Origin of the sequence: Klebsiella sp. C360 (assembly GCF_048822415.1) — a bacterium.
GTDB lineage: Bacteria > Pseudomonadota > Gammaproteobacteria > Enterobacterales > Enterobacteriaceae > Klebsiella > Klebsiella quasipneumoniae.
The window spans coordinates 506,610-533,351 of record NZ_JBMEZZ010000004.1 but is presented as its reverse complement, the minus strand read 5'-3'; the positions used below and the strand labels follow the sequence as shown (position 1 = coordinate 533,351).

General features: G+C 54.8%; 25 protein-coding genes and 2 tRNA genes. 21 read left to right on the top strand and 6 right to left on the bottom strand.

What is annotated here, in order from left to right; genetic code table 11:
* Positions 1-141 precede the first annotated feature (141 nt).
* Positions 142-1,113 (bottom strand): octaprenyl diphosphate synthase, encoded by a 972-nt coding sequence (gene ispB, locus ACOI7D_RS14560; protein WP_023291123.1) that lies wholly within the window; start codon positions 1,111-1,113, stop codon positions 142-144.
* Between the two features lie 260 nt (positions 1,114-1,373).
* On the opposite strand from ispB, the gene rplU reads away from it, so the two are divergent.
* The 4 genes from rplU (at position 1,374) to cgtA (ending at position 4,216) form a co-directional block, all read left to right on the top strand.
* Positions 1,374-1,685, top strand: a complete 312-nt coding sequence (gene rplU, locus ACOI7D_RS14555) for a 50S ribosomal protein L21 (protein ID WP_002918379.1) — start codon at positions 1,374-1,376, stop codon at positions 1,683-1,685.
* A 20-nt stretch (positions 1,686-1,705) separates the two neighbouring features.
* A complete protein-coding gene (rpmA, locus tag ACOI7D_RS14550) occupies positions 1,706-1,963 on the top strand; it encodes a 50S ribosomal protein L27 (RefSeq protein ID WP_002434222.1) in 258 nt (85 codons plus the stop codon).
* 93 nt (positions 1,964-2,056) lie between these two features.
* A complete protein-coding gene (locus ACOI7D_RS14545) occupies positions 2,057-3,022 on the top strand; it encodes a DMT family transporter (protein WP_004206187.1) in 966 nt (321 codons plus the stop codon).
* Positions 3,023-3,037: 15 nt separating this feature from the next.
* Complete coding sequence (gene cgtA / locus ACOI7D_RS14540; protein ID WP_004206186.1) at positions 3,038-4,216, top strand: Obg family GTPase CgtA; 1,179 nt, start codon at positions 3,038-3,040, stop codon at positions 4,214-4,216.
* Between the two features lie 52 nt (positions 4,217-4,268).
* Here the strand turns inward: cgtA and dacB are convergent, their stop codons facing one another.
* A complete protein-coding gene (dacB, locus tag ACOI7D_RS14535; protein WP_023291122.1) occupies positions 4,269-5,702 on the bottom strand; it encodes a serine-type D-Ala-D-Ala carboxypeptidase in 1,434 nt (477 codons plus the stop codon).
* Between the two features lie 235 nt (positions 5,703-5,937).
* On the opposite strand from dacB, the gene greA reads away from it, so the two are divergent.
* Positions 5,938-6,414: a transcription elongation factor GreA gene (gene greA, locus ACOI7D_RS14530; RefSeq protein ID WP_002918375.1), complete on the top strand. Its 477-nt coding sequence runs from the start codon at positions 5,938-5,940 to the stop codon at positions 6,412-6,414.
* A gap of 152 nt (positions 6,415-6,566) precedes the next feature.
* Here greA and yhbY read toward each other — a convergent pair whose 3' ends face one another.
* The gene (gene yhbY, locus ACOI7D_RS14525; protein WP_002918374.1) at positions 6,567-6,860 is read right to left on the bottom strand and encodes a ribosome assembly RNA-binding protein YhbY; all 294 of its coding nucleotides are present in this window, start codon (positions 6,858-6,860) and stop codon (positions 6,567-6,569) included.
* Positions 6,861-6,983: 123 nt separating this feature from the next.
* Between yhbY and rlmE the strand changes: the two genes are divergently transcribed.
* The 7 genes from rlmE (at position 6,984) to ACOI7D_RS14490 (ending at position 13,123) form a co-directional block, all read left to right on the top strand.
* Entirely contained in the window at positions 6,984-7,613 is a 630-nt protein-coding gene (gene rlmE, locus ACOI7D_RS14520; RefSeq protein ID WP_008806638.1) for a 23S rRNA (uridine(2552)-2'-O)-methyltransferase RlmE, read from the top strand.
* A gap of 99 nt (positions 7,614-7,712) precedes the next feature.
* Entirely contained in the window at positions 7,713-9,647 is a 1,935-nt protein-coding gene (gene ftsH, locus ACOI7D_RS14515) for an ATP-dependent zinc metalloprotease FtsH (RefSeq protein WP_004206183.1), read from the top strand.
* A 96-nt stretch (positions 9,648-9,743) separates the two neighbouring features.
* A complete protein-coding gene (gene folP, locus ACOI7D_RS14510; protein WP_109546871.1) occupies positions 9,744-10,592 on the top strand; it encodes a dihydropteroate synthase in 849 nt (282 codons plus the stop codon).
* A complete protein-coding gene (gene glmM, locus ACOI7D_RS14505; protein WP_004206179.1) occupies positions 10,585-11,922 on the top strand; it encodes a phosphoglucosamine mutase in 1,338 nt (445 codons plus the stop codon). Before folP ends, glmM begins: the two co-directional genes overlap by 8 nt.
* Before the next feature lie 229 nt (positions 11,923-12,151).
* Complete coding sequence (secG, locus tag ACOI7D_RS14500) at positions 12,152-12,481, top strand: preprotein translocase subunit SecG (RefSeq protein ID WP_002918369.1); 330 nt, start codon at positions 12,152-12,154, stop codon at positions 12,479-12,481.
* A gap of 9 nt (positions 12,482-12,490) precedes the next feature.
* Positions 12,491-12,577, top strand: a tRNA-Leu gene (locus tag ACOI7D_RS14495).
* Positions 12,578-12,874: 297 nt separating this feature from the next.
* Positions 12,875-13,123 (top strand): hypothetical protein, encoded by a 249-nt coding sequence (locus ACOI7D_RS14490; RefSeq protein ID WP_072420646.1) that lies wholly within the window; start codon positions 12,875-12,877, stop codon positions 13,121-13,123.
* A gap of 42 nt (positions 13,124-13,165) precedes the next feature.
* Here the strand turns inward: ACOI7D_RS14490 and ACOI7D_RS14485 are convergent, their stop codons facing one another.
* From ACOI7D_RS14485 to argG, 3 genes are all read right to left on the bottom strand, one after another.
* A complete protein-coding gene (locus ACOI7D_RS14485) occupies positions 13,166-13,717 on the bottom strand; it encodes a YfaZ family outer membrane protein (protein WP_032454172.1) in 552 nt (183 codons plus the stop codon).
* Positions 13,718-14,065: 348 nt separating this feature from the next.
* The gene (locus tag ACOI7D_RS14480) at positions 14,066-14,695 is read right to left on the bottom strand and encodes a winged helix-turn-helix transcriptional regulator (RefSeq protein WP_023291118.1); all 630 of its coding nucleotides are present in this window, start codon (positions 14,693-14,695) and stop codon (positions 14,066-14,068) included.
* 172 nt (positions 14,696-14,867) lie between these two features.
* Complete coding sequence (gene argG / locus ACOI7D_RS14475; protein WP_004144895.1) at positions 14,868-16,211, bottom strand: argininosuccinate synthase; 1,344 nt, start codon at positions 16,209-16,211, stop codon at positions 14,868-14,870.
* 307 nt (positions 16,212-16,518) lie between these two features.
* On the opposite strand from argG, the gene ACOI7D_RS14470 reads away from it, so the two are divergent.
* From ACOI7D_RS14470 to nlpI, 9 genes are all read left to right on the top strand, one after another.
* Positions 16,519-16,595: transfer RNA gene (locus ACOI7D_RS14470), tRNA-Met, on the top strand.
* 208 nt (positions 16,596-16,803) lie between these two features.
* Complete coding sequence (gene rimP / locus ACOI7D_RS14465) at positions 16,804-17,256, top strand: ribosome maturation factor RimP (protein ID WP_002918364.1); 453 nt, start codon at positions 16,804-16,806, stop codon at positions 17,254-17,256.
* A gap of 27 nt (positions 17,257-17,283) precedes the next feature.
* Complete coding sequence (nusA, locus tag ACOI7D_RS14460) at positions 17,284-18,771, top strand: transcription termination factor NusA (RefSeq protein WP_002918252.1); 1,488 nt, start codon at positions 17,284-17,286, stop codon at positions 18,769-18,771.
* Between the two features lie 24 nt (positions 18,772-18,795).
* The gene (gene infB, locus ACOI7D_RS14455) at positions 18,796-21,486 is read left to right on the top strand and encodes a translation initiation factor IF-2 (RefSeq protein ID WP_064157959.1); all 2,691 of its coding nucleotides are present in this window, start codon (positions 18,796-18,798) and stop codon (positions 21,484-21,486) included.
* A gap of 102 nt (positions 21,487-21,588) precedes the next feature.
* Positions 21,589-21,990 carry a 30S ribosome-binding factor RbfA gene (rbfA, locus tag ACOI7D_RS14450; protein ID WP_002918248.1) on the top strand — a complete coding sequence of 134 codons (402 nt, stop codon included), beginning with the start codon at positions 21,589-21,591 and terminating at the stop codon, positions 21,988-21,990.
* Complete coding sequence (gene truB, locus ACOI7D_RS14445; protein ID WP_044524834.1) at positions 21,990-22,934, top strand: tRNA pseudouridine(55) synthase TruB; 945 nt, start codon at positions 21,990-21,992, stop codon at positions 22,932-22,934. Before rbfA ends, truB begins: the two co-directional genes overlap by 1 nt.
* 147 nt (positions 22,935-23,081) lie before the next feature.
* Positions 23,082-23,351 carry a 30S ribosomal protein S15 gene (rpsO, locus tag ACOI7D_RS14440; protein WP_002918244.1) on the top strand — a complete coding sequence of 90 codons (270 nt, stop codon included), beginning with the start codon at positions 23,082-23,084 and terminating at the stop codon, positions 23,349-23,351.
* 242 nt (positions 23,352-23,593) lie between these two features.
* Entirely contained in the window at positions 23,594-25,729 is a 2,136-nt protein-coding gene (gene pnp / locus ACOI7D_RS14435; RefSeq protein WP_109546872.1) for a polyribonucleotide nucleotidyltransferase, read from the top strand.
* A gap of 108 nt (positions 25,730-25,837) precedes the next feature.
* The gene (gene nlpI, locus ACOI7D_RS14430) at positions 25,838-26,722 is read left to right on the top strand and encodes a lipoprotein NlpI (RefSeq protein WP_004206169.1); all 885 of its coding nucleotides are present in this window, start codon (positions 25,838-25,840) and stop codon (positions 26,720-26,722) included.
* Positions 26,723-26,742 lie beyond the last annotated feature (20 nt).

Sequence of the window (26,742 nt, the reverse complement as noted above, 5' to 3'; positions counted from 1 at the left end):
ACCCGCGCACCAGGTAAGGTTCTAACAAGTTCTGTTAAAGCGCCGGAATATTCAGAATGTATCAAGGTATCCGGAAATTTACGGTAGGGAATGGGTTTTTACTGGAACTTTCCCGCGCATTGCGCGGGAAGGGGGAGGGGATTAATGATCGCGCTGAACCGCGATATGCGCCAGCCCGATCAAGGCTTCACGCCAGGGGGTGTCAGGGAGAACCTGCAGCGCGGCAATCGCTTTGTCAGCTTCTTCTTCGGCACGTTTCTGCGTCCACTCCAGCGAACCGCAGGCAGCCATCGTTTCCAGGACGGCATCCAGCAGATGGCGGCCGTTGCCCTGCTCGATTGCCCCGCGAATCATCGCCGATTGATCGGCGGTACCATGGTGCATGGCGTGCAGCAGCGGTAGCGTCGGTTTCCCTTCGTTAAGGTCGTCACCGACGTTTTTACCAAGCCGCTCTCCGTCGGAGCTGTAATCGAGTAAATCGTCGATCAGCTGGAAAGCGGTGCCGAGATAGCGGCCATAATCCTGCAACGCGCGCTCTTCTTCCGCAGTGCAGTCGGCCAGTAATCCCGCACACTGCGAGGCTGCCTCAAACAGACGCGCCGTCTTGCTGTAGATGACGCGCATGTAGTTCTCTTCCGTGATATCCGGGTCATTGACGTTCATCAGCTGCAGCACTTCGCCTTCGGCAATGACGTTCACCGCTTCCGACATGACCTCGAGGATCTTCAGCGAGCCCAACTGGGTCATCATCTGAAAGGCGCGGGTATAGATAAAATCGCCGACCAGCACGCTGGCGGCATTGCCAAACGCCGCATTTGCCGTGGCTTTGCCGCGACGCATATCAGACTCATCGACGACGTCGTCATGCAGCAGGGTGGCGGTATGAATAAATTCAATCAGCGCAGCAATGGTGACATGCGCGCTCCCCTGATAGCCCACCGCGCGGGCGGCGAGCACAGCAATCATCGGGCGAATGCGTTTGCCGCCGCCGCTGACGATGTAATAGCCTAACTGATTGATAAGCTGAACATCGGAGTTGAGTTGCTCAAGAATCGTCGCATTGACACCCGCCATATCTTGCGCGGTTAACTCATTGATTTTTTCTAAATTCATCGCAAAAGCCGGGCCAAATGTCCTGTTACCATGAATCCAGGTGGGATCACAGAAGGATTAAGACAGAATTAAAAGAAGTTATGATTGTACTGAAAAATTGCCGTAGATAAACGTTGTCGTGAAAGTTGTGTTTTTTTTCTGCATTGATCGCTAATCGCTCTTGTCAAAGGCTCGCGTTTTGCGTAATATTCGCGCCCTATTGTGAATATTTATAGCGCACTCTGAATCACACGAAGAGGTGCGCGGAAGCGGAGTTTTATATGTACGCGGTTTTCCAAAGTGGTGGTAAACAACACCGAGTAAGCGAAGGTCAGACCGTTCGCCTGGAAAAGCTGGACATCGCAACTGGCGAAGCTGTTGAGTTCGCTGAAGTGCTGATGATCGCAAACGGTGAAGAAATCAAGATCGGCGTTCCTTTCGTTGAGGGCGGCGTAATCAAAGCTGAAGTTGTTGCTCACGGTCGTGGCGAGAAAGTTAAAATCGTTAAGTTTCGTCGTCGTAAACACTATCGTAAGCAGCAGGGCCATCGTCAGTGGTTCACTGATGTGAAAATCACTGGCATCAGCGCCTAAGACCTGAGGAGTAGATTTAAATGGCACATAAAAAGGCTGGCGGCTCGACTCGTAACGGTCGCGATTCAGAAGCTAAACGTCTGGGCGTAAAACGTTTCGGCGGTGAAGCAGTTCTGGCAGGTAGCATCATCGTTCGTCAACGTGGTACCAAATTCCACGCTGGCACCAACGTTGGTTGCGGCCGTGACCACACTCTGTTCGCTTTGACTGACGGTAAAGTCAAGTTCGAAGTTAAAGGCCCGAAAAACCGTAAATTCATCAGCATCGTTGCTGAATAAGTTTTTCGCGTCCCGGTAACGGATGAAAGCCCCGCAACACGTTGCGGGGCTTTTTACATTCGTCTACCGGAAAATTTTTGCAGGGAAACAGGCATGAAGCAGCAGGCTGGGATTGGCATTATTCTGGCGCTTACCACCGCGATGTGTTGGGGAGCGTTGCCGATTGCAATGAAGCAGGTTCTTGAGGTGATGGCGCCGCCAACGGTGGTGTTTTATCGCTTCCTGATGGCCAGTATTGGCCTTGGCGCGATCCTCGCGATCAAAGGCAAACTGCCGCCGCTGCGAATTTTTCGCAAACCGCGCTGGCTGGTCTTATTAGCGATTGCCACCGGCGGCCTGTTCGGTAACTTCATCCTGTTCAGTTCTTCCCTGCAGTATCTCAGCCCCACGGCTTCTCAGGTCATCGGCCAGCTATCGCCGGTAGGCATGATGGTGGCTAGCGTCGTGATTCTGAAAGAGCGCATGCGCGGCACCCAGGTGGTGGGCGCGTTGATGCTGCTCAGCGGGTTGGTGATGTTCTTCAACACCAGCCTGATTGAAATCTTTACCCGCCTGACGGACTACACGTGGGGGGTAATTTTCGGCGTAGCTGCCGCCACGGTGTGGGTAAGCTACGGCGTCGCGCAAAAGGTGTTATTGCGCCGTCTGGCATCACAGCAGATACTATTTTTGCTGTACACTTTATGTACGATTGCATTACTGCCGCTCGCTGAGCCTGGGGTGATATCCCGGTTAAGCAGCTGGCAACTGGCATGCCTGATTTTTTGCGGGCTGAATACCCTGGTCGGCTACGGGGCGCTGGCGGAAGCCATGGCGCGCTGGCAGGCGGCGCAGGTCAGCGCGTTAATCACCTTGACGCCACTGTTTACGCTACTGTTTTCTGATTTATTATCAATGGCCTGGCCCGATGTTTTCGCCAGACCGATGTTAAACCTGATTGGTTATCTCGGTGCGTTTGTCGTGGTTGCGGGCGCGATGTATTCCGCCATCGGTCATCGTCTTTGGGGACGTTGGCGTAAGCGAGAGGCGGTAGTACCGCTGCCCCGCTCAGGCGAATGATTTACGGAGAGTAAAATGAAGTTTGTAGATGAAGCAACGATCCTGGTCGTAGCAGGTGACGGCGGCAATGGTTGCGTAAGCTTCCGCCGCGAAAAATATATTCCGAAAGGCGGCCCGGACGGCGGCGATGGCGGTGACGGCGGCGATGTCTGGCTGGAAGCGGACGAAAACCTGAATACCCTGATCGACTACCGTTTTGAAAAATCTTTCCGCGCCGAACGCGGGCAGAATGGCCAGAGCCGCGACTGTACCGGTAAGCGTGGTAAAGACGTGACGGTAAAAGTGCCGGTCGGGACCCGGGTTATCGACCAGGGCACCGGCGAGACCATGGGCGATATGACCAAACACGGTCAGCGTCTGATGGTGGCGAAGGGCGGCTGGCACGGTCTGGGCAACACCCGTTTTAAATCATCCGTTAACCGTACGCCGCGTCAGAAGACCATGGGTACGCCGGGTGATAAGCGCGACCTGCAGCTGGAGCTGATGCTGCTGGCGGACGTCGGAATGCTGGGGATGCCGAACGCCGGTAAATCCACCTTTATCCGTGCGGTCTCCGCCGCCAAGCCGAAAGTGGCTGACTATCCGTTTACCACCCTGGTGCCAAGCCTGGGCGTGGTGCGTATGGACAATGAGAAGAGCTTTGTGGTCGCCGATATCCCGGGGCTGATTGAAGGCGCAGCGGAAGGCGCAGGCCTCGGCATTCGCTTCCTCAAGCACCTTGAGCGCTGCCGCGTATTGCTGCACCTGATCGACATCGAGCCTATCGACGGTTCCGATCCGGTTGAGAACGCGCGCATCATCATCGGCGAGCTGGAGAAATACAGCGAGAAGCTGGCCTCCAAACCGCGCTGGTTAGTCTTTAACAAGATTGACCTGATGGACAAAGCGGAAGCCGAGGCTAAAGCGAAGGCAATTGCTGAAGCGCTGGGTTGGGAAGAGAAATTCTACCTGATCTCCGCCGCCAGCCAGCAGGGCGTAAAAGATCTGTGCTGGGACGTGATGACCTTCATCATCGAAAACCCCATCGTGCAGGCGGAAGAAGAGCAGAAGCCGGAGAAAGTCGAGTTTATGTGGGACGACTATCACCGTCAGCAGCTTGAAGAGGCCGAAGCCGAAGTGGAAGATGACGAAGACTGGGATGACGACTGGGACGAAGACGACGAAGAAGGCGTTGAATTCATCTACAAACGCTAATCCTGACTTCTCTGGATCAAAAAGGGCCGCATCTGATGCGGCCCTTTTGTTTTTAGTTGTTCTGGTACAAATCTTTATAAAGCCGGCTTTCAAAGCGTACCAAGGGTATGCGGCGGTTACGCTGATCGGCTGGCTCCACGGCGTAGCCGGAGAGGTATTGCACGAAGGCCACCTTTTGCCCGCTGGCGGTAGTGATGAAGCCCGCAAGGTTATAAACCCCCTGCAGCGACCCGGTTTTCGCCGAGACTTTGCCATCGACGCCCGCCTGATGGAGGCCGGCGCGATACTGCAGCGAGCCGTCATGGCCCGCCAGCGGCAGCATAGAGATGAAGTTGAGCTCGGTGTCGTGCTGGGCGATATACTGCAACACCTGCATCATGGTCGCCGGGGCGATCAGGTTGTGGCGCGACAGGCCAGAGCCGTCGGCGATGATGGTGTTGCCGAGATCAACCCCAGCCTGTTGACGCAGGATCTGACGTACGGCATCGGATCCTGCCCGCCAGGTCCCTGGTACGCCGAACCGGGCATGACCGATGGTACGAAAAACGGTATCCGCAATCATGTTGTCGGATTTCTTCAGCATGATCCGCAGCAGATCGTGCAGCGGCGCCGACTGGGTGGTGGCTAATACCGTGCCGGGCTCATTGGCCAGCGTCTGACGCAGCAGCGTGCCGCTATAGGCGATCCCCGCCTGCTTCAGCTCCGCTTTAAGGATCGCCCCGGCGTAGCTGGCGCCATCCTGTATCGCGAAGGCCAGCGGCAGCGGTTCGCTACGCTGCGGCAGGCAGCCGGTGAGGGTATAGCGATTGAGGTCGCCCGGCACCACGTCCAGTTCGCAATACTGGGCTTCCGATGAGCCACGCGCCAGGGTGCGAACCTGACTGAACATGGTGACCGGATAATAGGAGGCGACGCGAATGAAGGCGAGATCGCCCGGCTTCTGCGCGCTATACAGCGAGACCGAGAAGCAATTGCGGTCGACAATCGCCGCCGCAGGCGGAGCGCTGAAGCATTGCGTCAGGTCGTTCCACGGCCACCCCGGCGCTTTATCATGGCTGGCGAAGACCGAGGTATCGATAAGCACATTGCCGTCGATACGCTGCACGCCAGCTTTTTTCAGTGTCGCCACCATGTTGCGAATATCCTGCCGCTTCAGCGTCGGGTCGCCGCCGAAGCGGGCGATCAGATCGCCTTTCAGCACGCCGCCGTCCAGTGAGCCTTTGGTTTCCAGCGTGGTGGTGAAGCGAAAATCGGGACCCAGCTGCAGCAGGGCCGCCAGCGCGGTGATGACCTTTTGCGTACTGGCCGGAAGCGCCATTTGCTGGCTGTGATAGTCGATTTCCGGCGTCGATGCGCCGACCTTTTGCGCCATAAAGGCAAGGTTCGCACCGGCGGGAAGCTGGGTGATGTACTCGTCAATATTCGCCGCCTGAGCGCTAAGCGCTATACCGGCAGTCAATCCGATGATAAATCTGGGAAATCGCATAATCTCGCGCTAACAACCTGAAGCCAGGCCGTCATACTACGGTGCAACGCCCAGTAAAGTAAACGATGACCCATAATGAACTTCGGGGTAAAATACCTATCAAATGAAAAATTGCTGCTGACCTGGGGAGTGTTTCCCGGGTCGGTTTCTTTTTGCTCGTGTCCTGCCCGTGGACAGGACAGGTGGCGGAGCGGAGCTATCCGTTTCCTGAAGGAATGATAAAGAGGTATAACTAATGCAAGCGATTCCGATGACCTTACGTGGCGCTGAAAAACTGCGCGAAGAACTGGATTATCTGAAGTCTGTGCGTCGTCCTGAAATCATTGCCGCTATTGCTGAGGCCCGTGAACACGGCGATCTGAAAGAGAATGCCGAGTATCACGCCGCGCGTGAACAGCAGGGCTTCTGCGAAGGGCGCATCAAGGATATCGAAGCGAAGCTGTCCAATGCGCAGGTTATCGATATCACCAAAATGCCGAACAATGGCCGGGTGATTTTTGGCTCTACTGTCAGCGTGCTGAACCTCGATACTGACGAGGAACAGACCTACCGTATCGTGGGCGATGACGAAGCTGATTTTAAGCAGAATCTGATCTCCGTGAACTCGCCGATTGCCCGTGGTCTGATCGGTAAAGAGCAGGATGACGTCGTGACTATCCGTACACCGGGTGGGGAAGTGGAATACGAAATTACCAAGGTTGAATACCTGTAAGGCGTATTTCCCGCTACGATGTTTATAGATTGTAAAGAAAGGAAAAAGGCCGCATAGCGGCCTTTTATCAACGTCACGAGCATGGCATTTTGCTCGCCTGGCCACAGAAATCCCTCGTTTTACACAAATTTGTGTCGGGATTGAGGATATTCTTAGCGTGGCAGCGAGATTTTACGCTCTGGCGTTGGGCGGTACAGAACCAGCGTTTTACCGATGACCTGTACGTTACAGGCGCCGGTTTCGCGCACGATGGCTTCCACGATCAAGGCTTTAGTTTCGCGATCTTCTGAGGCGATCTTCACCTTGATGAGTTCATGGTGCCCTAACGCTTGTTCGATCTCGGCCAGTACCCCTTCGGTCAAACCATTGTTGCCAAGCATAACTACCGGCTTGAGCGGATGTGCCAGACCTTTCAGGTGCTGTTTTTGTTTAGTACTCAGATTCATCGTATTTTTTTGCTTACGTTGGGATTGAAAACGGGTCATTCTACCGCCATCTCCCATATATCGCCAAACTACCGCGTCGATTTTTACGCAGTAAAGTACGATGAACCCGAACGGGAATGTTAAATGACAGGTAAAAAGCGTTCTGCCAGCTCAAGCCGCTGGCTTCAGGAACACTTTAGCGATAAATATGTTCAACAGGCACAGAAAAAGGGGTTACGTTCCCGTGCCTGGTTTAAACTTGATGAAATACAGCAAAGTGACAAAATTTTTAAGCCGGGGATGACGATAGTTGACCTCGGCGCTGCTCCCGGAGGCTGGTCGCAGTATGCGGTCACGCAGATCGGCAACAGCGGCCGCATCATCGCTTGCGATCTTTTACCAATGGATCCAATCGTTGGTGTGGACTTCCTTCAGGGCGACTTTCGTGATGAATTAGTCCTGAAAGCGTTACTTGAGCGAGTAGGCGACAGTAAAGTACAAGTGGTCATGTCCGATATGGCGCCGAATATGTGCGGAACACCGGCGGTGGATATTCCCCGGGCGATGTATCTGGTAGAACTGGCGCTTGAAATGTCTCGTGATGTATTAGCGCCAGGTGGTAGTTTTGTAGTGAAGGTGTTCCAGGGCGAAGGCTTCGATGAGTATCTTCGAGAAATTCGCTCCCTGTTTACGAAGGTCAAAGTTCGTAAGCCGGACTCTTCCCGCGCTCGTTCGCGTGAAGTGTATATTGTAGCGACCGGGCGTAAACCATAACCGGCAGATTTCAAATGAAAGTTTGAAAGAAACTGGATATAGCGTATCCTGACGCTGTTTTTAACACAGTTGTAATAAGAGGTTAATCCCTTGAGTGACATGGCGAAAAACCTAATACTCTGGCTGGTCATTGCCGTTGTGCTGATGTCAGTATTCCAGAGCTTTGGGCCCAGCGAGTCGAATGGCCGCAAGGTGGATTATTCTACCTTCCTGCAAGAGGTCAATCAGGACCAGGTTCGCGAAGCGCGTATCAACGGACGTGAGATCAACGTTACCAAGAAAGATAGTAACCGTTACACGACTTACATTCCGGTTAACGATCCGAAGCTGCTCGATAACCTGTTGACTAAAAACGTCAAAGTTGTCGGTGAACCACCAGAAGAGCCAAGCCTGCTGGCTTCCATCTTCATCTCCTGGTTCCCAATGCTGCTGTTGATCGGCGTCTGGATCTTTTTTATGCGGCAAATGCAGGGCGGCGGCGGAAAGGGCGCGATGTCCTTCGGCAAAAGCAAAGCCCGTATGCTGACGGAAGATCAGATCAAAACCACTTTCGCTGACGTTGCCGGGTGTGACGAAGCGAAAGAGGAAGTCGGCGAACTGGTGGAATACCTGCGTGAGCCGAGCCGCTTCCAGAAACTGGGCGGTAAGATCCCGAAAGGCGTCCTGATGGTCGGTCCTCCGGGTACCGGTAAAACGCTGCTGGCGAAAGCGATCGCTGGCGAAGCAAAAGTGCCGTTCTTTACTATTTCCGGTTCTGACTTCGTAGAAATGTTCGTCGGTGTTGGTGCATCCCGTGTGCGTGACATGTTCGAACAGGCTAAGAAAGCAGCGCCTTGCATCATCTTCATCGATGAAATCGACGCCGTCGGCCGCCAGCGTGGCGCCGGTCTTGGCGGTGGTCACGATGAACGTGAGCAGACCCTGAACCAGATGCTGGTTGAGATGGACGGCTTCGAAGGTAACGAAGGCATTATCGTTATCGCGGCGACTAACCGTCCGGACGTTCTTGACCCCGCGCTGCTGCGTCCGGGCCGTTTTGACCGCCAGGTGGTGGTTGGCCTGCCGGATGTTCGCGGTCGTGAGCAGATCCTGAAAGTGCATATGCGTCGCGTTCCGCTGGCGCCGGATATCGATGCGGCAATCATTGCTCGCGGTACCCCTGGCTTCTCCGGTGCGGACCTGGCCAACCTGGTCAACGAAGCGGCCCTGTTTGCTGCCCGCGGCAACAAACGCGTCGTATCGATGGTTGAGTTCGAAAAAGCGAAAGACAAAATCATGATGGGTGCGGAACGCCGCTCCATGGTGATGACGGAAGCGCAGAAAGAGTCCACCGCTTACCACGAAGCGGGCCACGCGATTATCGGTCGTCTGGTGCCGGAGCACGATCCGGTGCACAAAGTGACGATTATCCCGCGCGGTCGTGCGCTGGGTGTGACCTTCTTCCTGCCGGAAGGCGATGCGATCAGCGCCAGCCGTCAGAAACTGGAAAGTCAGATCTCCACCCTGTACGGCGGTCGTCTGGCGGAAGAGATTATCTACGGTCCGGAACATGTTTCTACCGGCGCGTCTAACGACATTAAAGTGGCGACAAACCTGGCGCGTAACATGGTGACCCAGTGGGGCTTCTCCGACAAACTTGGTCCGCTGCTGTACGCGGAAGAAGAGGGTGAAGTGTTCCTCGGCCGCAGCGTCGCGAAAGCGAAGCATATGTCCGATGAAACCGCGCGTATCATCGACCAGGAAGTGAAATCGCTGATTGAGCGTAACTACGGTCGTGCTCGCCAGCTGCTGAACGACAACATGGACATTCTGCACGCGATGAAAGATGCGCTCATGAAGTATGAGACCATCGATGCGCCGCAGATTGACGACCTGATGGCTCGTCGCGATGTTCGTCCGCCAGCGGGTTGGGAAGAACCCGGTTCTTCTAACAACTCTGACAACAATGGCACGCCTCGTGCGCCGCGTCCGGTCGATGAACCGCGTACGCCAAACCCGGGCAACACCATGTCAGAGCAGCTGGGCGACAAATAAGCTGCCGCTGTTGATGTCTTGTTTTAACCTTAAAACCCCGGGGCGCCCGCTCCGGGGTTTTTCTTTTTTAACCTCTTCAGTCTCAGGGATTTTGTGATGAAACTTGTAGCCCAGGGCTCAACCCTCGATCTCTCTCACCCCCACGTGATGGGTATTCTTAATGTGACGCCTGACTCCTTCTCCGATGGCGGCGCCCATAATTCGCTGATTGAGGCGGTGAAGCATGCCAATCTGATGATCAACGCCGGGGCGACCATCATTGATATCGGCGGTGAATCGACGCGGCCAGGGGCGGCTGAGGTTAGCGTGGAAGAGGAGCTTGCGCGGGTGATCCCGGTGGTGGAGGCTATCGCCCAGCGCTTTGAGGTGTGGATCTCCGTGGATACCTCCAAAGCGGAGGTTATCCGCGAATCCGCCCGGGCAGGGGCGCATATCATTAACGATATTCGTTCGCTGACCGAACCCGGCGCGCTGCAGGCTGCGGCGGAAACCGGGCTGCCGGTGTGTCTGATGCATATGCAGGGACAGCCGAAAACCATGCAGGAGGCGCCGAAGTATGAGGATGTCTTCGCCGATGTGGAGCGCTTTTTTAATGAACACATCGTGCGCTGCGAACAGGCAGGGATCGCAAAAGAAAAATTGCTGCTCGACCCGGGATTCGGTTTCGGTAAAAATCTCACCCACAATTATCAACTGCTGGCCAGGCTGGGAGAGTTTCATCACTTTGGTCTGCCGCTGCTGGTCGGTATGTCGCGTAAGTCGATGGTAGGTCAGTTGCTGAACGTCGGGCCGTCGGAACGGCTGAACGGCAGCCTGGCGTGTGCCGTCATTGCAGCAATGCAGGGCGCGCAGATTATCCGCGTCCATGATGTCAAAGAAACGGTAGAAGCGCTGCGCGTGGTGGAAGCCACTCTCGCCGCTAAGGGAAAAAAAAGTTATGAGTAACCGCAAGTATTTTGGCACCGATGGTATTCGTGGCCGCGTCGGCGATGCGCCGATCACTCCGGAATTTGTGCTTAAGCTCGGCTGGGCGGCGGGCAAAGTGTTAGCGCGTCACGGCTCGCGTAAAATTATCATCGGCAAGGATACCCGTATTTCGGGCTATATGCTGGAATCGGCGCTGGAAGCCGGGCTGGCGGCAGCGGGGCTCTCTGCGTCGTTCACCGGGCCAATGCCAACGCCGGCGATCGCCTACCTGACGCGCGCCTTTCGCGCCGAGGCGGGGATCGTCATCTCCGCTTCACATAACCCTTTCTACGACAACGGCATCAAGTTCTTCTCCATTGAGGGCACCAAGCTGCCGGATGATGTGGAAGAGGCGATTGAAGCCGAAATGGAGAAAGAACTCACCTGTGTGGACTCGGCTGAGCTGGGCAAAGCCAGCCGCATCGTCGATGCCGCAGGCCGCTACATTGAGTTTTGTAAAGGCACCTTTCCTAACGAACTGAGCCTCTCCACGCTGAAAGTGGTGGTGGACTGTGCGCACGGCGCAACCTACCACATTGCGCCCAATGTTTTCCGCGAACTGGGCGCCCAGGTTATCGCGATGGGCTGCGAGCCTGACGGCCTCAACATCAACGAAGAGGTCGGGGCCACCGACGTGCGGGCGCTGCAGGCGCGCGTGCTGGCGGAAAAAGCCGATCTGGGCATTGCCTACGATGGCGATGGCGATCGGGTGATCATGGTTGACCACGAAGGCAATAAAGTCGATGGTGACCAGATCCTCTACATCATCGCCCGGGAAGGGCTGCGTCAGGGACAGCTGCGCGGCGGCGCCGTCGGTACGCTGATGAGCAATATGGGCCTGGAGCTGGCGCTCAAGCAGCTGGGCATCCCGTTTGCCCGCGCTAAGGTGGGTGACCGCTATGTGCTGGAGATGCTCCAGGAAAAAGGCTGGCGCATCGGTGCGGAAAACTCCGGCCATGTGATCCTGCTGGATAAAACCACTACCGGCGATGGCATCGTCGCCAGTTTGCAGGTGGTCGCGGCGATGGTACGCAACCACATGAGCCTGCATGACCTGTGCAGCGGCATGAAGATGTTCCCTCAGCTGCTGGTGAATGTGCGCTTTACCGAGGGCAGCGGTAACCCTCTGGAGAATGAGCATGTCAAAGCGGTGACCGCAGAAGTGGAAGCGGCGTTAGGTAAGCGTGGCCGCGTCCTGCTGCGTAAATCGGGTACGGAACCGCTGATCCGCGTTATGGTGGAAGGCGAGCATGAAGATCAGGTGCACGAGTTTGCGCATCGCATCGCCGAAGCGGTAAAAAGCGTCTAAGCTTGTCGGCTAAGTGGTTAAAAAGGCGGCGCTTGCCGCCTTTTTTATGATCGAACACCGGCTTTTTGCTGTTTTTTTCTGCAGTTGATACAATGTGTCGAAATTGCCCTTGCGAAGGTCATTCGCTTTGGTTAGTATTCACACCCGCTTCAGTGGGAAACGTTAAAACGTCCCGCTTTATTGGTCGAAGCACTTGGTATGCGGCGAATCCGCAAGGAACAGGTTGATTATGTACGAAGCTCTTTTGGTTGTTTTCCTTATTGTAGCGATTGGCCTCGTAGGTCTGGTTATGCTGCAGCAAGGTAAAGGCGCTGATATGGGAGCCTCCTTCGGTGCAGGCGCTTCCGGCACACTGTTTGGGTCCAGCGGTTCTGGTAACTTCATGACCCGTATGACCGGCATCCTGGCTGCGCTGTTCTTCATCATCAGTCTGGCGCTGGGTAACATCAACAGCAACAAGACCAGTAAAGGAAGTGAGTGGGATAACCTGAGCGCGCCGAAAACAGAGCAAACTCAGCCAACTGCGCCGGCTCAGCCGACCAGCGATATCCCGCACTAAGTATTCTGTACCGAGGTGGTGGAATTGGTAGACACGCTACCTTGAGGTGGTAGTGCCCTAACGGGCTTGTGGGTTCGAGTCCCATCCTCGGTACCAATATTCCAGAAAAAAGACGCTGAAAAGCGTCTTTTTTTGTTTTTATCCCCGCCGGTCATTTATTAATAAACATCTCTTCACTGGCTCCCGCCTTTTACTGTCGTTAAAGTCGCCACGTCTAATCAACAGAGGTGAAGTGACACAATGAACAAGATCGGGTTGCTTATCGTCGCCGGCGCGCTCGGTTTAGCGGGATGCAGTTCAACATCGCCATCCAAAACGGTGGAGACGATTAATGCGCTAACCGTACCGGTATCATACAGTGAGCCTGGCGTTGCAGCGAATAATGCCCAGGCGGTGACGCGCTATTTCCAGGACAATACGGCACTGATTGGCCGCCTTAACCATTCATTGAAAAGCCATTATCTGCAGGATGTTGAGCGCCGCGATGTGTTCGACAGACACAGCGAGGCGTATCAGGTGTATGGCGCTCTGACCCGCCTGGAGCAGATGGCGTCCATGAATGAGGTTTACCGCAAAGAGAATAATGTTGCTGGCCTGCAGGAGATTAACCGCGTACTGAAAAGCGTGCCGCAGGCCAGTTAAGAATGAAGCAGGGACTGCCGGACGGCAATCCCTGTGCATGGATTAAAAGCGGAAGTTAACCCCGGCGTAGGCCCCGTCGGCGAGGGTGTTGTCGCGATGGCCGTCTTTCCCCGCCATATCGATATATCGATAGCCTGCTTCGATATTCAGCGACGGCAGCACGTTAAGGCGTACCCCGGCATTGGCCTCCACATAATCATCGACGCCGCTGGACATCGAGTCCGGCGAGTAATAGCCCTCACCGAAGAGCGTGAAGTACTGGCCGAGAGGGAGCTCTGCTCCGCCACCCGCGGCGATGGCGTAGCCTTCATCCCCATCTTTAGGGTTCAGATAGATGCCTTTACCGCCCAGCGTCATCAGGAAAGGCCCGAGGTTGAAGTTATAACCCATACCCAGTCCAATGGTGTCGCCGTCATTGTCACTATGCGCCCACTGGGTATTGAACGTCATTCCAGGTTCCCCGGCGCCAAAGCTGGCAGACAGATTGGTAAACTCGCTACCGGCTTCACCATGCAGATTAACGGATGCGCAGGCGGCGCCGCTGGCCCCCACAGCGATCATCAGGGCTACCATTTTTGGAGCAATAGACTTCATTGTTGAATTCCTTCAGATAAAAAAAAGCCCGATACGGGTGTTCGGGCAAAATTAACGGGTTTTTGGATCTCATCGTTATGGTCGAGCAGGCGGTAGGAGAGGGGATTAACTCCCGCTACCGCTGCTCACGCCTGGCCGATTGCCGGCGGCATATCCTGCACCTGCGCAGGCCCGGCGATGCACGCCATGTATGGCTGTCTGCTGGTCGTGCCCGGCACAGGATGTCCTCCGGTAACTCAGGTAGTTAGCTTAAAATTATTTTTTTGTTACCGTTAGCGTTTATTGGTTTAAATTTAAACAACTTCAGCTGTGAGATGAATAGCCACAAATGACAGAGGTTGGCGCGAGTCAGAATTTTTCAGGAAGTGAGGCAATGCTTTGTAAATAACCCCCCCGGGCAAAGGCAATATAACCGCCTTTCTTTAAGGCTGACAAGACATTAAGAATACTGCTGCGTGAGAGATGAGTCCGGTCCTGAATATATTCAAGAATAGATACGCGCTGTCGTGTCTCTTCGGTTAAGAGCATCATTTCCAGCAGATGGTTACGGATCACCGAATAGGTTCGCTGTTGCAAGACCAAATCGTCACGATACACCATATACGAGGTATGATAGGCCAGCAGGATTGTCACTTCTTCCCACAGATTATGCTGACGAAATAGCGCCGACGCCAGATCGTAGTCGATACGCAGCAGCTCGGATGAGACCTCTGCTCGCAGGCTATGACTGCGGCTGGGCTGCAGCATTTCCGCCACGCCGAAAAGGTGGGGTTCATAGACGGTCACCATTAAGAGCCTGTCGGAATTACGAATAATCGACAACTCGCCTTTTTTAAAAATAAAGAGCTGGGTTTTGCCTTTATATTCCCACGTGAGTCTTTTTCTGGCGATCGCGTTAACGGGCGTCGCGTGTGGCTCAAGCACATCGATCAATCGGTCAATGGCCTTCTGCGGCCTGATAGGCGGTTTAATATTCATGATGTTTATCACCAGATACGAATTAATCAATTGAGGATATTATAGTCAACAATTTTGCTGACCAGGCGATAAGGAAATAATGCCTCTTTTCGAATTTTCTGGTGCAGACTGGTAACAAAAAATAAAAAAGCCGGCGGAGAGCCGCCGGCAGAGAGCAAACATCGTCAGGCGATTATTTGCCTTTGTTTTCCAGATTTTCAACCTGCGGTAAACCCGTCGCTGAGGAGGCGCTCAGCAGGCCAGACTGCGCGTAGCCGAACAGCTTCTCGCGGGTATCGGTGATATCCAGATTACGCATGGTCAGCTGGCCGATACGGTCTTCAGCGGTAAACATGGAATCGCCTTTTTCCATGGTCAGACGCTCTGCTTTATAGGTCAGGTTGTCTGATACCGTATTGAGGATCGAGTAGTCGTTGCCGCGACGCAGCTCAAGGGTGACTTCGCCGGTGATCTGGCTGGCGACCCAGCGCTGCAGCGAATCACGCAGCATCAGCGCCTGGGAATCGAACCAGCGGCCCTGATACAGCAGACGGCCCAGCTGGCGACCGTGAGCGTGATATTGCTCAATAGTATCTTCGTTATGAATACCGGTCAGCAGACGCTCATAAGCGATATGCAGCAGCGCCATCCCCGGGGCTTCATAAATGCCGCGGCTTTTCGCTTCGATAATCCGGTTTTCGATCTGGTCGCTCATGCCCAGGCCGTGACGACCGCCGATGCGGTTGGCTTCCAGCATCATCTCGACGTCATCGGCGAAGGTTTTGCCATTAAGCGCTACCGGGTGACCCTGCTCAAAACGTACGGTGACCTCTTCCGCAGGGATCTTCACGTTTTCGTCCCAGAACTTCACGCCCATAATCGGGTTGACGATCTTGACGCTGGAATTCAGAAACTCCAGATCTTTCGCTTCGTGGGTAGCGCCGAGCATGTTGGAGTCGGTGGAATAGGCTTTCTCGACCGACATCTTGTAGTCAAAGCCGCAGGCGATCATAAATTCGGACATTTCGTGACGGCCGCCCAGTTCATTGATGAAATCGCTGTCCAGCCACGGTTTGTAGATCTGCAGTTCAGCGTTGGTCAGCAGGCCGTAGCGATAGAAACGTTCGATATCGTTGCCTTTATAGGTGCTGCCATCGCCCCAGATGTTGACGCCGTCTTCTTTCATTGCCGCTACCAGCATGGTGCCGGTGACCGCGCGGCCCAGCGGCGTGGTGTTGAAGTAGGTCAACCCGCCGGTGGTGTTATGGAAAGCGCCACACTGAATCGCGGCGATCCCTTCTGCGACCAGCTGTTTGCGGCAGTCGATCAGACGGGCGCCTTCGGCGCCGTACTCTTTCGCGCGGCGCGGAATAGCATCGTAGTCGTCTTCGTCCGGTTGACCCAGGTTAGCGGTATATGCATAAGGCACGGCGCCTTTTTTGCGCATCCATAACAGCGCGGCGCTGGTATCCAGTCCACCAGAGAAAGCGATACCAATACGTTGACCAACCGGGAGATGCTTGAGAATCGTCGTCATAAAATAAAACCCTGCTCGATAGACTGTGGTGAGTTCGACTCAACAACCTTAACTGCATTTTTATGCATTAATTGTGAGTATTCATTTAACCATCTTTTACTGGTGACAGGAAGGGCTTCATCATCTTTTTGCTAAAAAAGCCTGAAATACCAGCACAAACGGCAATCGGGCGCGATAAAATGCATGTTGACAAAATATACTAATTGTCGTTACAATTCATCCCGATTTTATGTCCCGTCTTCGGTACCAAATCCCAGCAGTATTTGCGTCTTTTGCTCAAAAAGAGTAAAATATGCCACGTTTCAGGCGCGGGGTGGAGCAGCCTGGTAGCTCGTCGGGCTCATAACCCGAAGGTCGTCGGTTCAAATCCGGCCCCCGCAACCACTTTCCCATTAAGTACTTTTTCAAATATACTGTGAGGACTAGGTGTCCTTCGTAGCCGAATTTGAAAGAATTCTTGCGGAAGGTGTTCCAGATCGCCATGGCGATCTCAGGGTTCAGTTATCTAAAGCCCCGATTTATCGGGGTTTTTTGTTATCTGACTTCAGAATAACTGGGCTATACGCCCTTTTTTTATGTCTTGGGGGTGGGTTTGTCCACATTAGAGCAAAAATTGACAGAGATGCTCACTGCGCCGGTTGAAGCGCTTGGCTTTGAGCTGGTCGGCATCGAATTTATTCGCGGTCGCACATCCACACTGCGCATCTATATTGATAGTGAAGATGGCATCAACGTTGATGATTGTGCTGATGTGAGCCACCAGGTAAGCGCCGTCATGGATGTCGAAGACCCGATCACTGTCGCTTACAACCTGGAAGTCTCTTCGCCTGGTCTCGACCGTCCGATGTTCACCGCCGAACACTATCAACGTTTCACTGGCGAAGAAGTTGCGCTGGTGCTGCGCATGGCGGTTCAGAACCGTCGCAAATGGCAGGGCATTATCAAAGCGGTAGACGGTGAAATGATCACGGTAACCGTCGAAGGCAAAGATGAAGTGTTCGCGCTGAGTAACATCCAGAAGGCGAACCTGGTTCCCCACTTTTAACAGTCTGGATTGAGGTGAAAGGCCCCGATGAACAAAGAAATTTTGGCTGTTGTTGAAGCCGTTTCCAACGAAAAAGCGCTGCCACGTGAGAAAATTTTCGAAGCGCTGGAAAGCGCGCTGGCAACGGCCACCAAGAAAAAATACGAACAAGAGATCGACGTTCGCGTTGAAATCGACCGCAAGAGCGGCGATTTCGACACTTTCCGTCGCTGGCTGGTTGTAGAAGAAGTCACCCAGCCGACGCGCGAGATCACGCTGGAAGCCGCGCGTTTCGAAGATGAAAGCATGAACGTCGGCGACTACGTCGAAGATCAGATTGAATCTGTCACCTTCGACCGCATCACCACCCAGACCGCTAAACAGGTTATCGTGCAGAAAGTTCGCGAAGCCGAGCGCGCGATGGTGGTCGATCAGTTCCGCGAGCATGAAGGTGAGATCATCACCGGCGTGGTGAAAAAAGTGAACCGCGACAACATCACTCTGGATCTGGGCAACAACGCTGAAGCCGTGATCCTGCGTGAAGATATGCTGCCGCGTGAAAACTTCCGTCCGGGCGACCGCATTCGCGGCGTACTGTACGCCGTCCGTCCGGAAGCGCGTGGCGCCCAGCTGTTCGTGACCCGTTCCAAACCTGAGATGCTGATCGAACTGTTCCGCATCGAAGTGCCGGAAATTGGTGAAGAAGTGCTGGAGATCAAAGCGGCAGCTCGCGATCCGGGCTCTCGTGCCAAAATCGCGGTGAAAACCAACGACAAGCGTATCGACCCGGTTGGCGCTTGCGTCGGTATGCGCGGCGCGCGCGTGCAGGCGGTATCCACCGAGCTGGGCGGCGAGCGTATCGATATCGTCCTCTGGGATGATAACCCGGCGCAGTTCGTGATTAACGCTATGGCGCCGGCAGACGTCGCGTCCATCGTGGTGGATGAAGATAAACACACCATGGATATCGCGGTAGAAGCGGGCAACCTGGCGCAGGCGATTGGCCGTAACGGTCAGAACGTCCGCCTGGCCTCGCAGCTTAGCGGCTGGGAACTCAACGTGATGACCGTTGACGATCTGCAGGCTAAGCACCAGGCGGAAGCGCATGCCGCTATCGATACCTTCACCAAATATCTCGATATTGATGAAGATTTCGCGACAGTGCTGGTTGAAGAAGGCTTCTCCTCACTGGAAGAGCTGGCCTATGTGCCGATGAAAGAACTGCTGGAAATCGACGGTCTGGATGAAGCCACCGTTGAAGCACTTCGTGAGCGTGCGAAAAACGCACTGACTACGCTGGCGCTGGCTCAGGAAGAAAGCCTGGGAGATAACAAACCTGCCGATGATCTGTTGAATCTCGAAGGTCTGGATCGTGCCCTGGCATTCAAACTGGCTGCCCGTGGTGTTTGTACGCTGGAAGATCTCGCCGAGCAGGGCGTTGATGACCTGGCTGATATCGAAGGGATGACCGACGAGAAAGCTGGCGAGCTCATCATGGCCGCTCGCAACATTTGTTGGTTCGGCGACGAAGCGTAATAAACTGTAGCAGGAAGGAACAGCATGACAGATGTGACTATTAAAGCGCTGGCCTCAGAGATTCAGACCTCTGTGGATCGCCTGATACAGCAATTTGCTGACGCAGGCATCCGCAAAACGGCTGATGATTCTGTGACCTCGCAAGAGAAACAAACTTTGTTGACGCACCTGAACCGTGAGCACGGTTCGGCGCCAGACAAGCTGACGTTACAGCGTAAGACGCGCAGTACGTTGAATATTCCAGGTACCGGTGGAAAGAGTAAATCGGTACAAATCGAAGTCCGCAAGAAACGCACCTTTGTGAAACGCGATCCGCAAGAGGCTGAACGCCTGGCCGCGGAAGAGCAGGCGCAGCGTGAAGCGGAAGAGCAGGCCCGTCGTGAAGCTGAAGAAGCAGCGAAACGCGAGGCGCAATTAAAAGCTGAACGTGAGGCCGCAGAACAAGCTAAACGTGAAGTCGCTGATAAAGCGAAACGTGAAGCTGCGGAAAAAGACAAAGTGAGCAATCAACATACCGACGAAATGACCAAAACCGCCCAGGCTGAAAAGATCCGTCGCGAGAACGAAGCCGCGGAACTGAAGCGCAAATCGGAAGAAGAAGCACGCCGCAAACTTGAAGAAGAAGCGCGCCGTGTAGCGGAAGAAGCACGCCGTATGGCAGAAGAAAACGAAAAAAATTGGTCTGAAACTTCAGACAGCCCGGAAGACGCCAGCGACTATCACGTCACCACGTCACAGCATGCACGTCAGGCTGAAGATGATAACGATCGTGAAGTCGAAGGCGGCCGCAGCCGCAGCCGTAGCAGCAAAGCGGCGCGTCCGGCGAAGAAAGGCAACAAACACGCTGAATCTAAAGCCGATCGTGAAGAAGCCCGTGCGGCCGTTCGCGGCGGTAAAGGTGGTAAGCACCGTAAAGGTTCCGCTCTGCAGCAGGGCTTCCAGAAGCCGGCGCAGGCCGTTAACCGTGACGTCGTGATCGGCGAAACCATCACCGTTGGCGAACTGGCTAACAAGATGGCGGTGAAAGGTTCGCAGGTCATCAAAGCGATGATGAAGCTGGGCGCCATGGCGACCATCAACCAGGTCATCGACCAGGAAACCGCACAGCTGGTTGCCGAAGAGATGGGCCACAAAGTTATCCTGCGTCGTGAAAACGAGCTGGAAGAAGCGGTAATGAGCGACCGTGACACCGGCGCGGCGGCTGAACCGCGCGCACCGGTTGTGACCATCATGGGTCACGTTGACCACGGTAAAACCTCGCTGCTGGACTACATCCGTTCCACTAAGGTTGCTTCCGGCGAAGCGGGTGGTATTACCCAGCACATCGGTGCTTACCATGTAGAAACCGACAACGGCATGATCACCTTCCTGGATACCCCGGGCCACGCCGCGTTTACCTCCATGCGTGCTCGTGGTGCGCAGGCGACGGATATCGTGGTTCTGGTGGTGGCGGCAGACGACGGCGTGATGCCGCAGACTATCGAAGCTATCCAGCACGCCAAAGCGGCGCAGGTGCCGGTGGTGGTTGCGGTGAACAAGATCGATAAGCCTGAAGCCGATCCGGACCGTGTGAAGAACGAACTGTCCCAGTACGGCATCCTGCCGGAAGAGTGGGGCGGCGAGAGCCAGTTCGTCCACGTCTCCGCGAAAGCCGGTACCGGTATCGACGACCTGCTGGACGCGATCCTGCTGCAGGCTGAAGTACTCGAGCTGAAAGCGGTCCGTAACGGGATGGCGAGCGGCGCGGTGATCGAATCCTTCCTTGATAAAGGTCGTGGTCCGGTCGCTACCGTTCTGGTTCGCGAAGGTACTCTGCATAAGGGCGATATCGTTCTGTGCGGCTTCGAATACGGTCGTGTGCGTGCGATGCGTGACGAACTGGGTCGCGAAGTGCTGGAAGCGGGTCCGTCTATTCCGGTGGAAATCCTCGGCCTGTCCGGTGTGCCGGCTGCCGGTGATGAAGTGACCGTGGTTCGTGACGAGAAAAAAGCGCGTGAAGTGGCGCTGTATCGTCAGGGCAAATTCCGTGAAGTTAAGCTGGCGCGTCAGCAGAAATCTAAACTGGAAAACATGTTCGCTAACATGACCGAAGGCGAAGTTCACGAAGTGAACATCGTGCTGAAAGCGGACGTACAGGGTTCTGTCGAGGCGATTTCCGATTCCTTACTGAAACTGTCTACCGACGAAGTGAAAGTGAAGATCATCGGTTCCGGCGTAGGTGGTATCACCGAAACCGACGCCACCCTGGCTGCAGCATCCAACGCGATTCTGGTTGGCTTCAACGTTCGTGCCGATGCCTCTGCGCGTAAAGTTATCGAAGCGGAAAGCCTGGATCTGCGTTACTACTCCGTCATCTATAACCTGATCGACGAAGTGAAAGCGGCGATGAGCGGCATGCTGTCTCCGGAACTGAAACAGCAGATCATCGGTCTGGCTGAAGTGCGTGATGTCTTTAAATCGCCGAAATTCGGCGCCATCGCGGGCTGTATGGTTACCGAAGGGACGATCAAACGTCACAACCCAATCCGCGTGCTGCGTGACAACGTGGTTATCTATGAAGGCGAGCTGGAATCCCTGCGCCGCTTCAAAGATGACGTTAACGAAGTCCGTAACGGCATGGAATGTGGTATCGGTGTGAAGAACTACAACGACGTTCGCGTTGGCGATATGATCGAAGTGTTCGAAATCATCGAAATCCAGCGTAGCATCGATTAATCATCGGATGGCTAAGCCGCCGGGGAAGCGAAGCGCCACCCGGCAATCATTTTAAAAAGGGGCTTTAGGCCCCTTTTTTGTCTTTATTCTGGAGAATTTATTATGGCGAAAGAATTTGGTCGCCCGCAGCGCGTGGCCCAGGAGATGCAAAAAGAGATTGCTATCATCCTGCAGCGTGAAATCAAAGACCCGCGTCTGGGCATGATGACCACCGTTTCCGGTGTGGAAATGTCCCGTGACCTGGCCTATGCCAAGGTGTATGTCACCTTCCTCAACGACAAAGATGAAGCCGCGGTGAAAGCGGGCATCAAAGCGCTGCAGGAAGCCTCTGGCTTTATCCGCTCTCTGCTGGGGAAAGCGATGCGCCTGCGCATCGTGCCGGAGCTGACCTTCTTCTACGACAACTCACTGGTGGAAGGGATGCGTATGTCCAACCTGGTCACCAGCGTGGTGAAACACGACGATGAGCGTCGTGTGAACCCGGACGACAGCAAGGAGGACTGATGAGTCGTCCTCGTCGTCGCGGCCGCGACGTGCACGGCGTATTGCTGCTGGATAAGCCTCAGGGCGCCTCCAGCAACGATGTGCTGCAGAAAGTAAAGCGTATATATAACGCCAACCGCGCCGGACACACCGGCGCGCTGGATCCGCTGGCGACCGGTATGCTGCCGATCTGCCTTGGCGAAGCGACCAAGTTTTCCCAATACCTGCTGGACTCCGATAAGCGCTACCGCGTGATAGCTAAACTTGGCCAGCGCACCGATACCTCCGATGCCGATGGCCAGGTGGTGGAAGAGCGCCCGCTGACCTTTAGCGACGAACAGCTGGCGGCGGCGCTGGACAGCTTCCGCGGCGAGACGCAGCAGGTGCCGTCGATGTATTCGGCGCTGAAATATCAGGGCAAGAAGCTGTACGAATATGCCCGTCAGGGGATTGAGGTCCCGCGTGAAGCTCGGCCGATTACCGTTTATGAGCTGCTGTTTATTCGCCATGAAGGCGATGAACTGGAGCTGGAGATCCACTGCTCGAAAGGCACCTACATCCGGACGATTATCGATGATTTAGGTGAGAAGCTCGGCTGCGGCGCGCACGTGATTTTCCTGCGTCGCCTGGCGGTGAGCAAATACCCGGTTGAGCGGATGGTGACCCTCGAGCAGCTGCAGGCGCTGGTCGATCAGGCGGCGGCGCAGGATATTCCTGCCGCGCAGCTGCTCGATCCGCTGCTGATGCCCATGGACAGCCCGGCGTCGGACTATCCGCTGGTGACGATCCCGGAGACCTCCGCGGTCTACTTTAAAAACGGCAACCCGGTACGTCAGTCAGGCGCGCCGCTTAACGGGCTGGTGCGGGTGATGGAAAGCGAATCCGGCAAGTTTCTCGGCATGGGCGAAATTGACGAGGAAGGCCGCGTGGCGCCGCGTCGTCTGGTGGTGGAATACCCGGCGTAAGCGCTTTTCTTGCGATAAAAGCCTGCTACGAGTAGAATATCGCCGCTTAACGTCCGCTAAAGTGTTTTAACATTTTCGGGCGTTGCATCAGGGGTCGCTGAATTAGAGATCGGCACCCTTTCTTTCTTTTAATTTTGGAGTTCTAAAATGTCTCTAAGCGTTGAAGCTAAAGCAAAAATCGTTTCTGAGTTTGGTCGTGGCGAAAACGACAGCGGTTCTACCGAAGTTCAGGTTGCACTGCTGACTGCACAGATCAACCACCTGCAGGGCCACTTTGCAGAGCACAAAAAAGATCACCACAGCCGTCGTGGTCTGCTGCGCATGGTTTCTCAGCGTCGTAAACTGCTCGACTACCTGAAACGTAAAGATGTTGCACGTTACTCTGCGCTGATCGAGCGTCTGGGTCTGCGTCGCTAATTCTGCGAGTTTCAGAAAAAGGGGCCTGACGGCCCCTTTTTTCGACCGGGCGGCAGCAATTCATTCAAAACTCATGTATTGTTGCTAGTAATGATCTTCATGCAGAGGTTCGCGCGGCTAATGAGAGGCTTCATCCGCAGGGGCGGGTAAAGGTTGTCATTAGTCGCGAGGATGCAGAGGATCGGGTCAATAGACGCTATGTCGTAGATATGGCGTGATTTATAGATAAAAAGGATAGAATTTTGCTTAATCCGATCGTTCGTAAATTCCAGTACGGCCAGCATACCGTGACCCTGGAAACCGGCATGATGGCGCGCCAGGCAACGGCCGCTGTGATGGTTAGCATGGATGACACTGCGGTATTCGTGACCGTTGTGGGCCAGAAAAAAGCGAAGCCAGGCCAGGACTTTTTCCCGCTGACGGTTAACTACCAGGAGCGTACCTACGCTGCCGGTAAAATCCCGGGTGGTTTCTTCCGTCGTGAAGGCCGCCCAAGCGAAGGCGAAACCCTGATCGCGCGTCTGATTGACCGCCCGGTTCGCCCGCTGTTCCCGGAAGGCTTCGTTAACGAAGTTCAGGTTATCGCCACCGTGGTTTCCGTTAACCCGCAGGTTAACCCGGATATCGTCGCGATGATCGGCGCTTCCGCAGCGCTGTCCCTGTCTGGTATTCCGTTCAATGGCCCAATCGGCGCCGCGCGCGTGGGTTACATCAACGACCAGTACGTACTGAACCCAACCCAGGAAGAGCTGAAGTCCAGCAAACTGGATCTGGTGGTTGCCGGTACCGAAGCGGCCGTGCTGATGGTGGAATCCGAAGCGGAACTGCTGAGCGAAGACCAGATGCTGGGCGCGGTGGTCTTTGGCCACGAGCAGCAGCAGATTGTTATTCAGAACATCAACGACCTGGTGAAAGAAGCCGGTAAACCGCGTTGGGACTGGCAGCCGGAAGCCGTCAACGAAGCGCTGAACGCGCGCGTGGCTGCGCTGGCTGAATCCCGCCTGAGCGATGCTTACCGTATCACCGACAAACAAGAGCGTTACGCTCAGGTTGATGTGATCAAATCTGAAACCATCGCTACGCTGGTTGCAGAAGATGAAACCCTGGACGCTAACGAACTGGGTGAAATCCTGCACGCTATCGAGAAAAACGTGGTTCGTAGCCGCGTGCTGGCCGGTGAGCTGCGTATCGATGGCCGCGAAAAAGATATGATCCGTGGTCTGGACGTTCGTACCGGCGTTCTGCCGCGTACTCACGGTTCCGCACTGTTCACCCGTGGCGAAACGCAGGCGCTGGTTACCGCGACTCTGGGTACCGCACGCGATGCGCAGAACATCGACGAACTGATGGGCGAGCGTACCGACTCCTTCCTGTTCCACTACAACTTCCCTCCGTACTCCGTAGGCGAAACTGGCATGGTGGGATCTCCGAAGCGTCGTGAAATCGGTCACGGTCGTCTGGCTAAGCGCGGCGTTCTGGCCGTGATGCCGACTATCGACGAATTCCCGTACACCGTTCGCGTGGTGTCTGAAATCACCGAATCCAACGGCTCTTCTTCCATGGCTTCCGTCTGTGGTGCCTCTCTGGCGCTGATGGACGCTGGTGTGCCGGTGAAAGCCGCCGTGGCGGGTATCGCCATGGGCCTGGTGAAAGAAGGCGACAACTTCGTCGTGCTGTCTGACATCCTCGGTGACGAAGACCACCTTGGCGATATGGACTTCAAAGTAGCGGGTTCCCGCGACGGTATCTCTGCGCTGCAGATGGATATCAAAATTGAAGGTATCACCAAAGAAATCATGCAGGTTGCATTGAACCAGGCTAAAGGTGCGCGTCTGCACATCCTGGGCGTGATGGAGCAGGCGATTAACGCGCCGCGCGGCGACATCTCTGAATTCGCACCGCGTATCCACACCATCAAGATCAACCCGGACAAGATCAAAGACGTTATCGGTAAAGGCGGTTCTGTTATCCGTGCCCTGACCGAAGAGACCGGCACCACCATCGAAATCGAAGATGACGGTACCGTGAAGATCGCAGCGACCGACGGCGACAAAGCACAACATGCTATCCGTCGTATCGAAGAGATCACCGCTGAGATCGAAGTTGGCCGTATCTACAATGGTAAAGTGACCCGTATCGTTGACTTTGGCGCGTTCGTTGCCATCGGCGGCGGTAAAGAAGGTCTGGTTCACATCTCGCAGATCGCCGACAAGCGCGTTGAGAAAGTGACTGACTACCTGCAGATGGGTCAGGAAGTACCGGTTAAGGTTCTGGAAGTTGACCGTCAGGGCCGTGTCCGTCTGAGCATCAAAGAAGCAACTGAACAGACTCCGTCTGCCGCAGCGCCGGAAGTTCCGGCTGCCGAGCAGGGCGAGTAAGGTTGCCGTTAGCCCTCCGCTTTTGCGGAGGGCGTTTTACGGGCAGGACGCCTCGTTTGCAGCCGGGGAACAGGACGTTCATCCAATCGTTGTCTTCGGGAGTGGGAAATGAAGCCTTTTTTGCGCTGGTGTTTCGTGGCGACAGCTCTCACGCTGGCAGGATGCAGTAGCACCGCCTGGCGTAAGGACGCCGTCCTCGCAGTACCATTGCAACCGACTTTACAGCAAGAAGTGATTCTGGCACGTATGGAACAAATTCTTGCCAGTCGGGCTTTATCCGATGACGAACGCGCACAGCTTTTATATGAGCGCGGAGTGTTGTATGATAGTCTCGGTCTGAGGGCATTAGCGCGAAATGATTTTTCACAAGCGCTGGCAATCCGACCCGATATGCCTGAAGTATTCAATTACTTAGGCATTTACTTAACGCAGGCAGGCAATTTTGATGCTGCCTATGAAGCGTTTGATTCTGTACTTGAGCTTGATCCAACTTACAACTACGCGCACTTGAACCGCGGTATCGCCCTGTATTACGGCGGCCGGGCTAAGTTAGCGCAAGATGATCTGCTGGCGTTTTATCAAGACGATCCCAATGATCCTTTCCGTAGCCTGTGGCTTTATATCGCCGAGCGTAAACTCGACGAGAAGCGGGCGCTTGAAGCACTCAGAGAGCGCTTAGACAAGTCGGACAAAGAGCAATGGGGATGGAACATTGTCGAGTTCTACCTTGGCGACATTAGCGAAAAAGAGCTGATGACTCGTCTGAAGGCAGACGCAACGGATAACACCTCGCTCGCTGAGCATCTCAGTGAAACCAACTTCTATTTAGGTAAGTACTACCTAAGTCTGGGGGACAAGGACAGCGCTACGGCACTGTTCAAACTGGCGGTCGCCAACAACGTACATAACTACGTTGAGCACCGATACGCATTGTTGGAATTATCGCTCTTGGGCCAGGAGCAAGATGACCTGGCAGAATCGGACCAGCAATAGCTGACGAACACATCAGCCCA

Coding starts and splice junctions, on each gene's coding strand:
- ispB (WP_023291123.1), bottom strand. CDS start 1,113: ATGAATTTAGAAAAAATCAATGAGTTAACCGCGCAAGATATGGCGGGT.
- rplU (WP_002918379.1), top strand. CDS start 1,374: ATGTACGCGGTTTTCCAAAGTGGTGGTAAACAACACCGAGTAAGCGAA.
- rpmA (WP_002434222.1), top strand. CDS start 1,706: ATGGCACATAAAAAGGCTGGCGGCTCGACTCGTAACGGTCGCGATTCA.
- ACOI7D_RS14545 (WP_004206187.1), top strand. CDS start 2,057: ATGAAGCAGCAGGCTGGGATTGGCATTATTCTGGCGCTTACCACCGCG.
- cgtA (WP_004206186.1), top strand. CDS start 3,038: ATGAAGTTTGTAGATGAAGCAACGATCCTGGTCGTAGCAGGTGACGGC.
- dacB (WP_023291122.1), bottom strand. CDS start 5,702: ATGCGATTTCCCAGATTTATCATCGGATTGACTGCCGGTATAGCGCTT.
- greA (WP_002918375.1), top strand. CDS start 5,938: ATGCAAGCGATTCCGATGACCTTACGTGGCGCTGAAAAACTGCGCGAA.
- yhbY (WP_002918374.1), bottom strand. CDS start 6,860: ATGAATCTGAGTACTAAACAAAAACAGCACCTGAAAGGTCTGGCACAT.
- rlmE (WP_008806638.1), top strand. CDS start 6,984: ATGACAGGTAAAAAGCGTTCTGCCAGCTCAAGCCGCTGGCTTCAGGAA.
- ftsH (WP_004206183.1), top strand. CDS start 7,713: ATGGCGAAAAACCTAATACTCTGGCTGGTCATTGCCGTTGTGCTGATG.
- folP (WP_109546871.1), top strand. CDS start 9,744: ATGAAACTTGTAGCCCAGGGCTCAACCCTCGATCTCTCTCACCCCCAC.
- glmM (WP_004206179.1), top strand. CDS start 10,585: ATGAGTAACCGCAAGTATTTTGGCACCGATGGTATTCGTGGCCGCGTC.
- secG (WP_002918369.1), top strand. CDS start 12,152: ATGTACGAAGCTCTTTTGGTTGTTTTCCTTATTGTAGCGATTGGCCTC.
- ACOI7D_RS14485 (WP_032454172.1), bottom strand. CDS start 13,717: ATGAAGTCTATTGCTCCAAAAATGGTAGCCCTGATGATCGCTGTGGGG.
- ACOI7D_RS14480 (WP_023291118.1), bottom strand. CDS start 14,695: ATGAATATTAAACCGCCTATCAGGCCGCAGAAGGCCATTGACCGATTG.
- argG (WP_004144895.1), bottom strand. CDS start 16,211: ATGACGACGATTCTCAAGCATCTCCCGGTTGGTCAACGTATTGGTATC.
- nusA (WP_002918252.1), top strand. CDS start 17,284: ATGAACAAAGAAATTTTGGCTGTTGTTGAAGCCGTTTCCAACGAAAAA.
- infB (WP_064157959.1), top strand. CDS start 18,796: ATGACAGATGTGACTATTAAAGCGCTGGCCTCAGAGATTCAGACCTCT.
- rbfA (WP_002918248.1), top strand. CDS start 21,589: ATGGCGAAAGAATTTGGTCGCCCGCAGCGCGTGGCCCAGGAGATGCAA.
- truB (WP_044524834.1), top strand. CDS start 21,990: ATGAGTCGTCCTCGTCGTCGCGGCCGCGACGTGCACGGCGTATTGCTG.
- rpsO (WP_002918244.1), top strand. CDS start 23,082: ATGTCTCTAAGCGTTGAAGCTAAAGCAAAAATCGTTTCTGAGTTTGGT.
- nlpI (WP_004206169.1), top strand. CDS start 25,838: ATGAAGCCTTTTTTGCGCTGGTGTTTCGTGGCGACAGCTCTCACGCTG.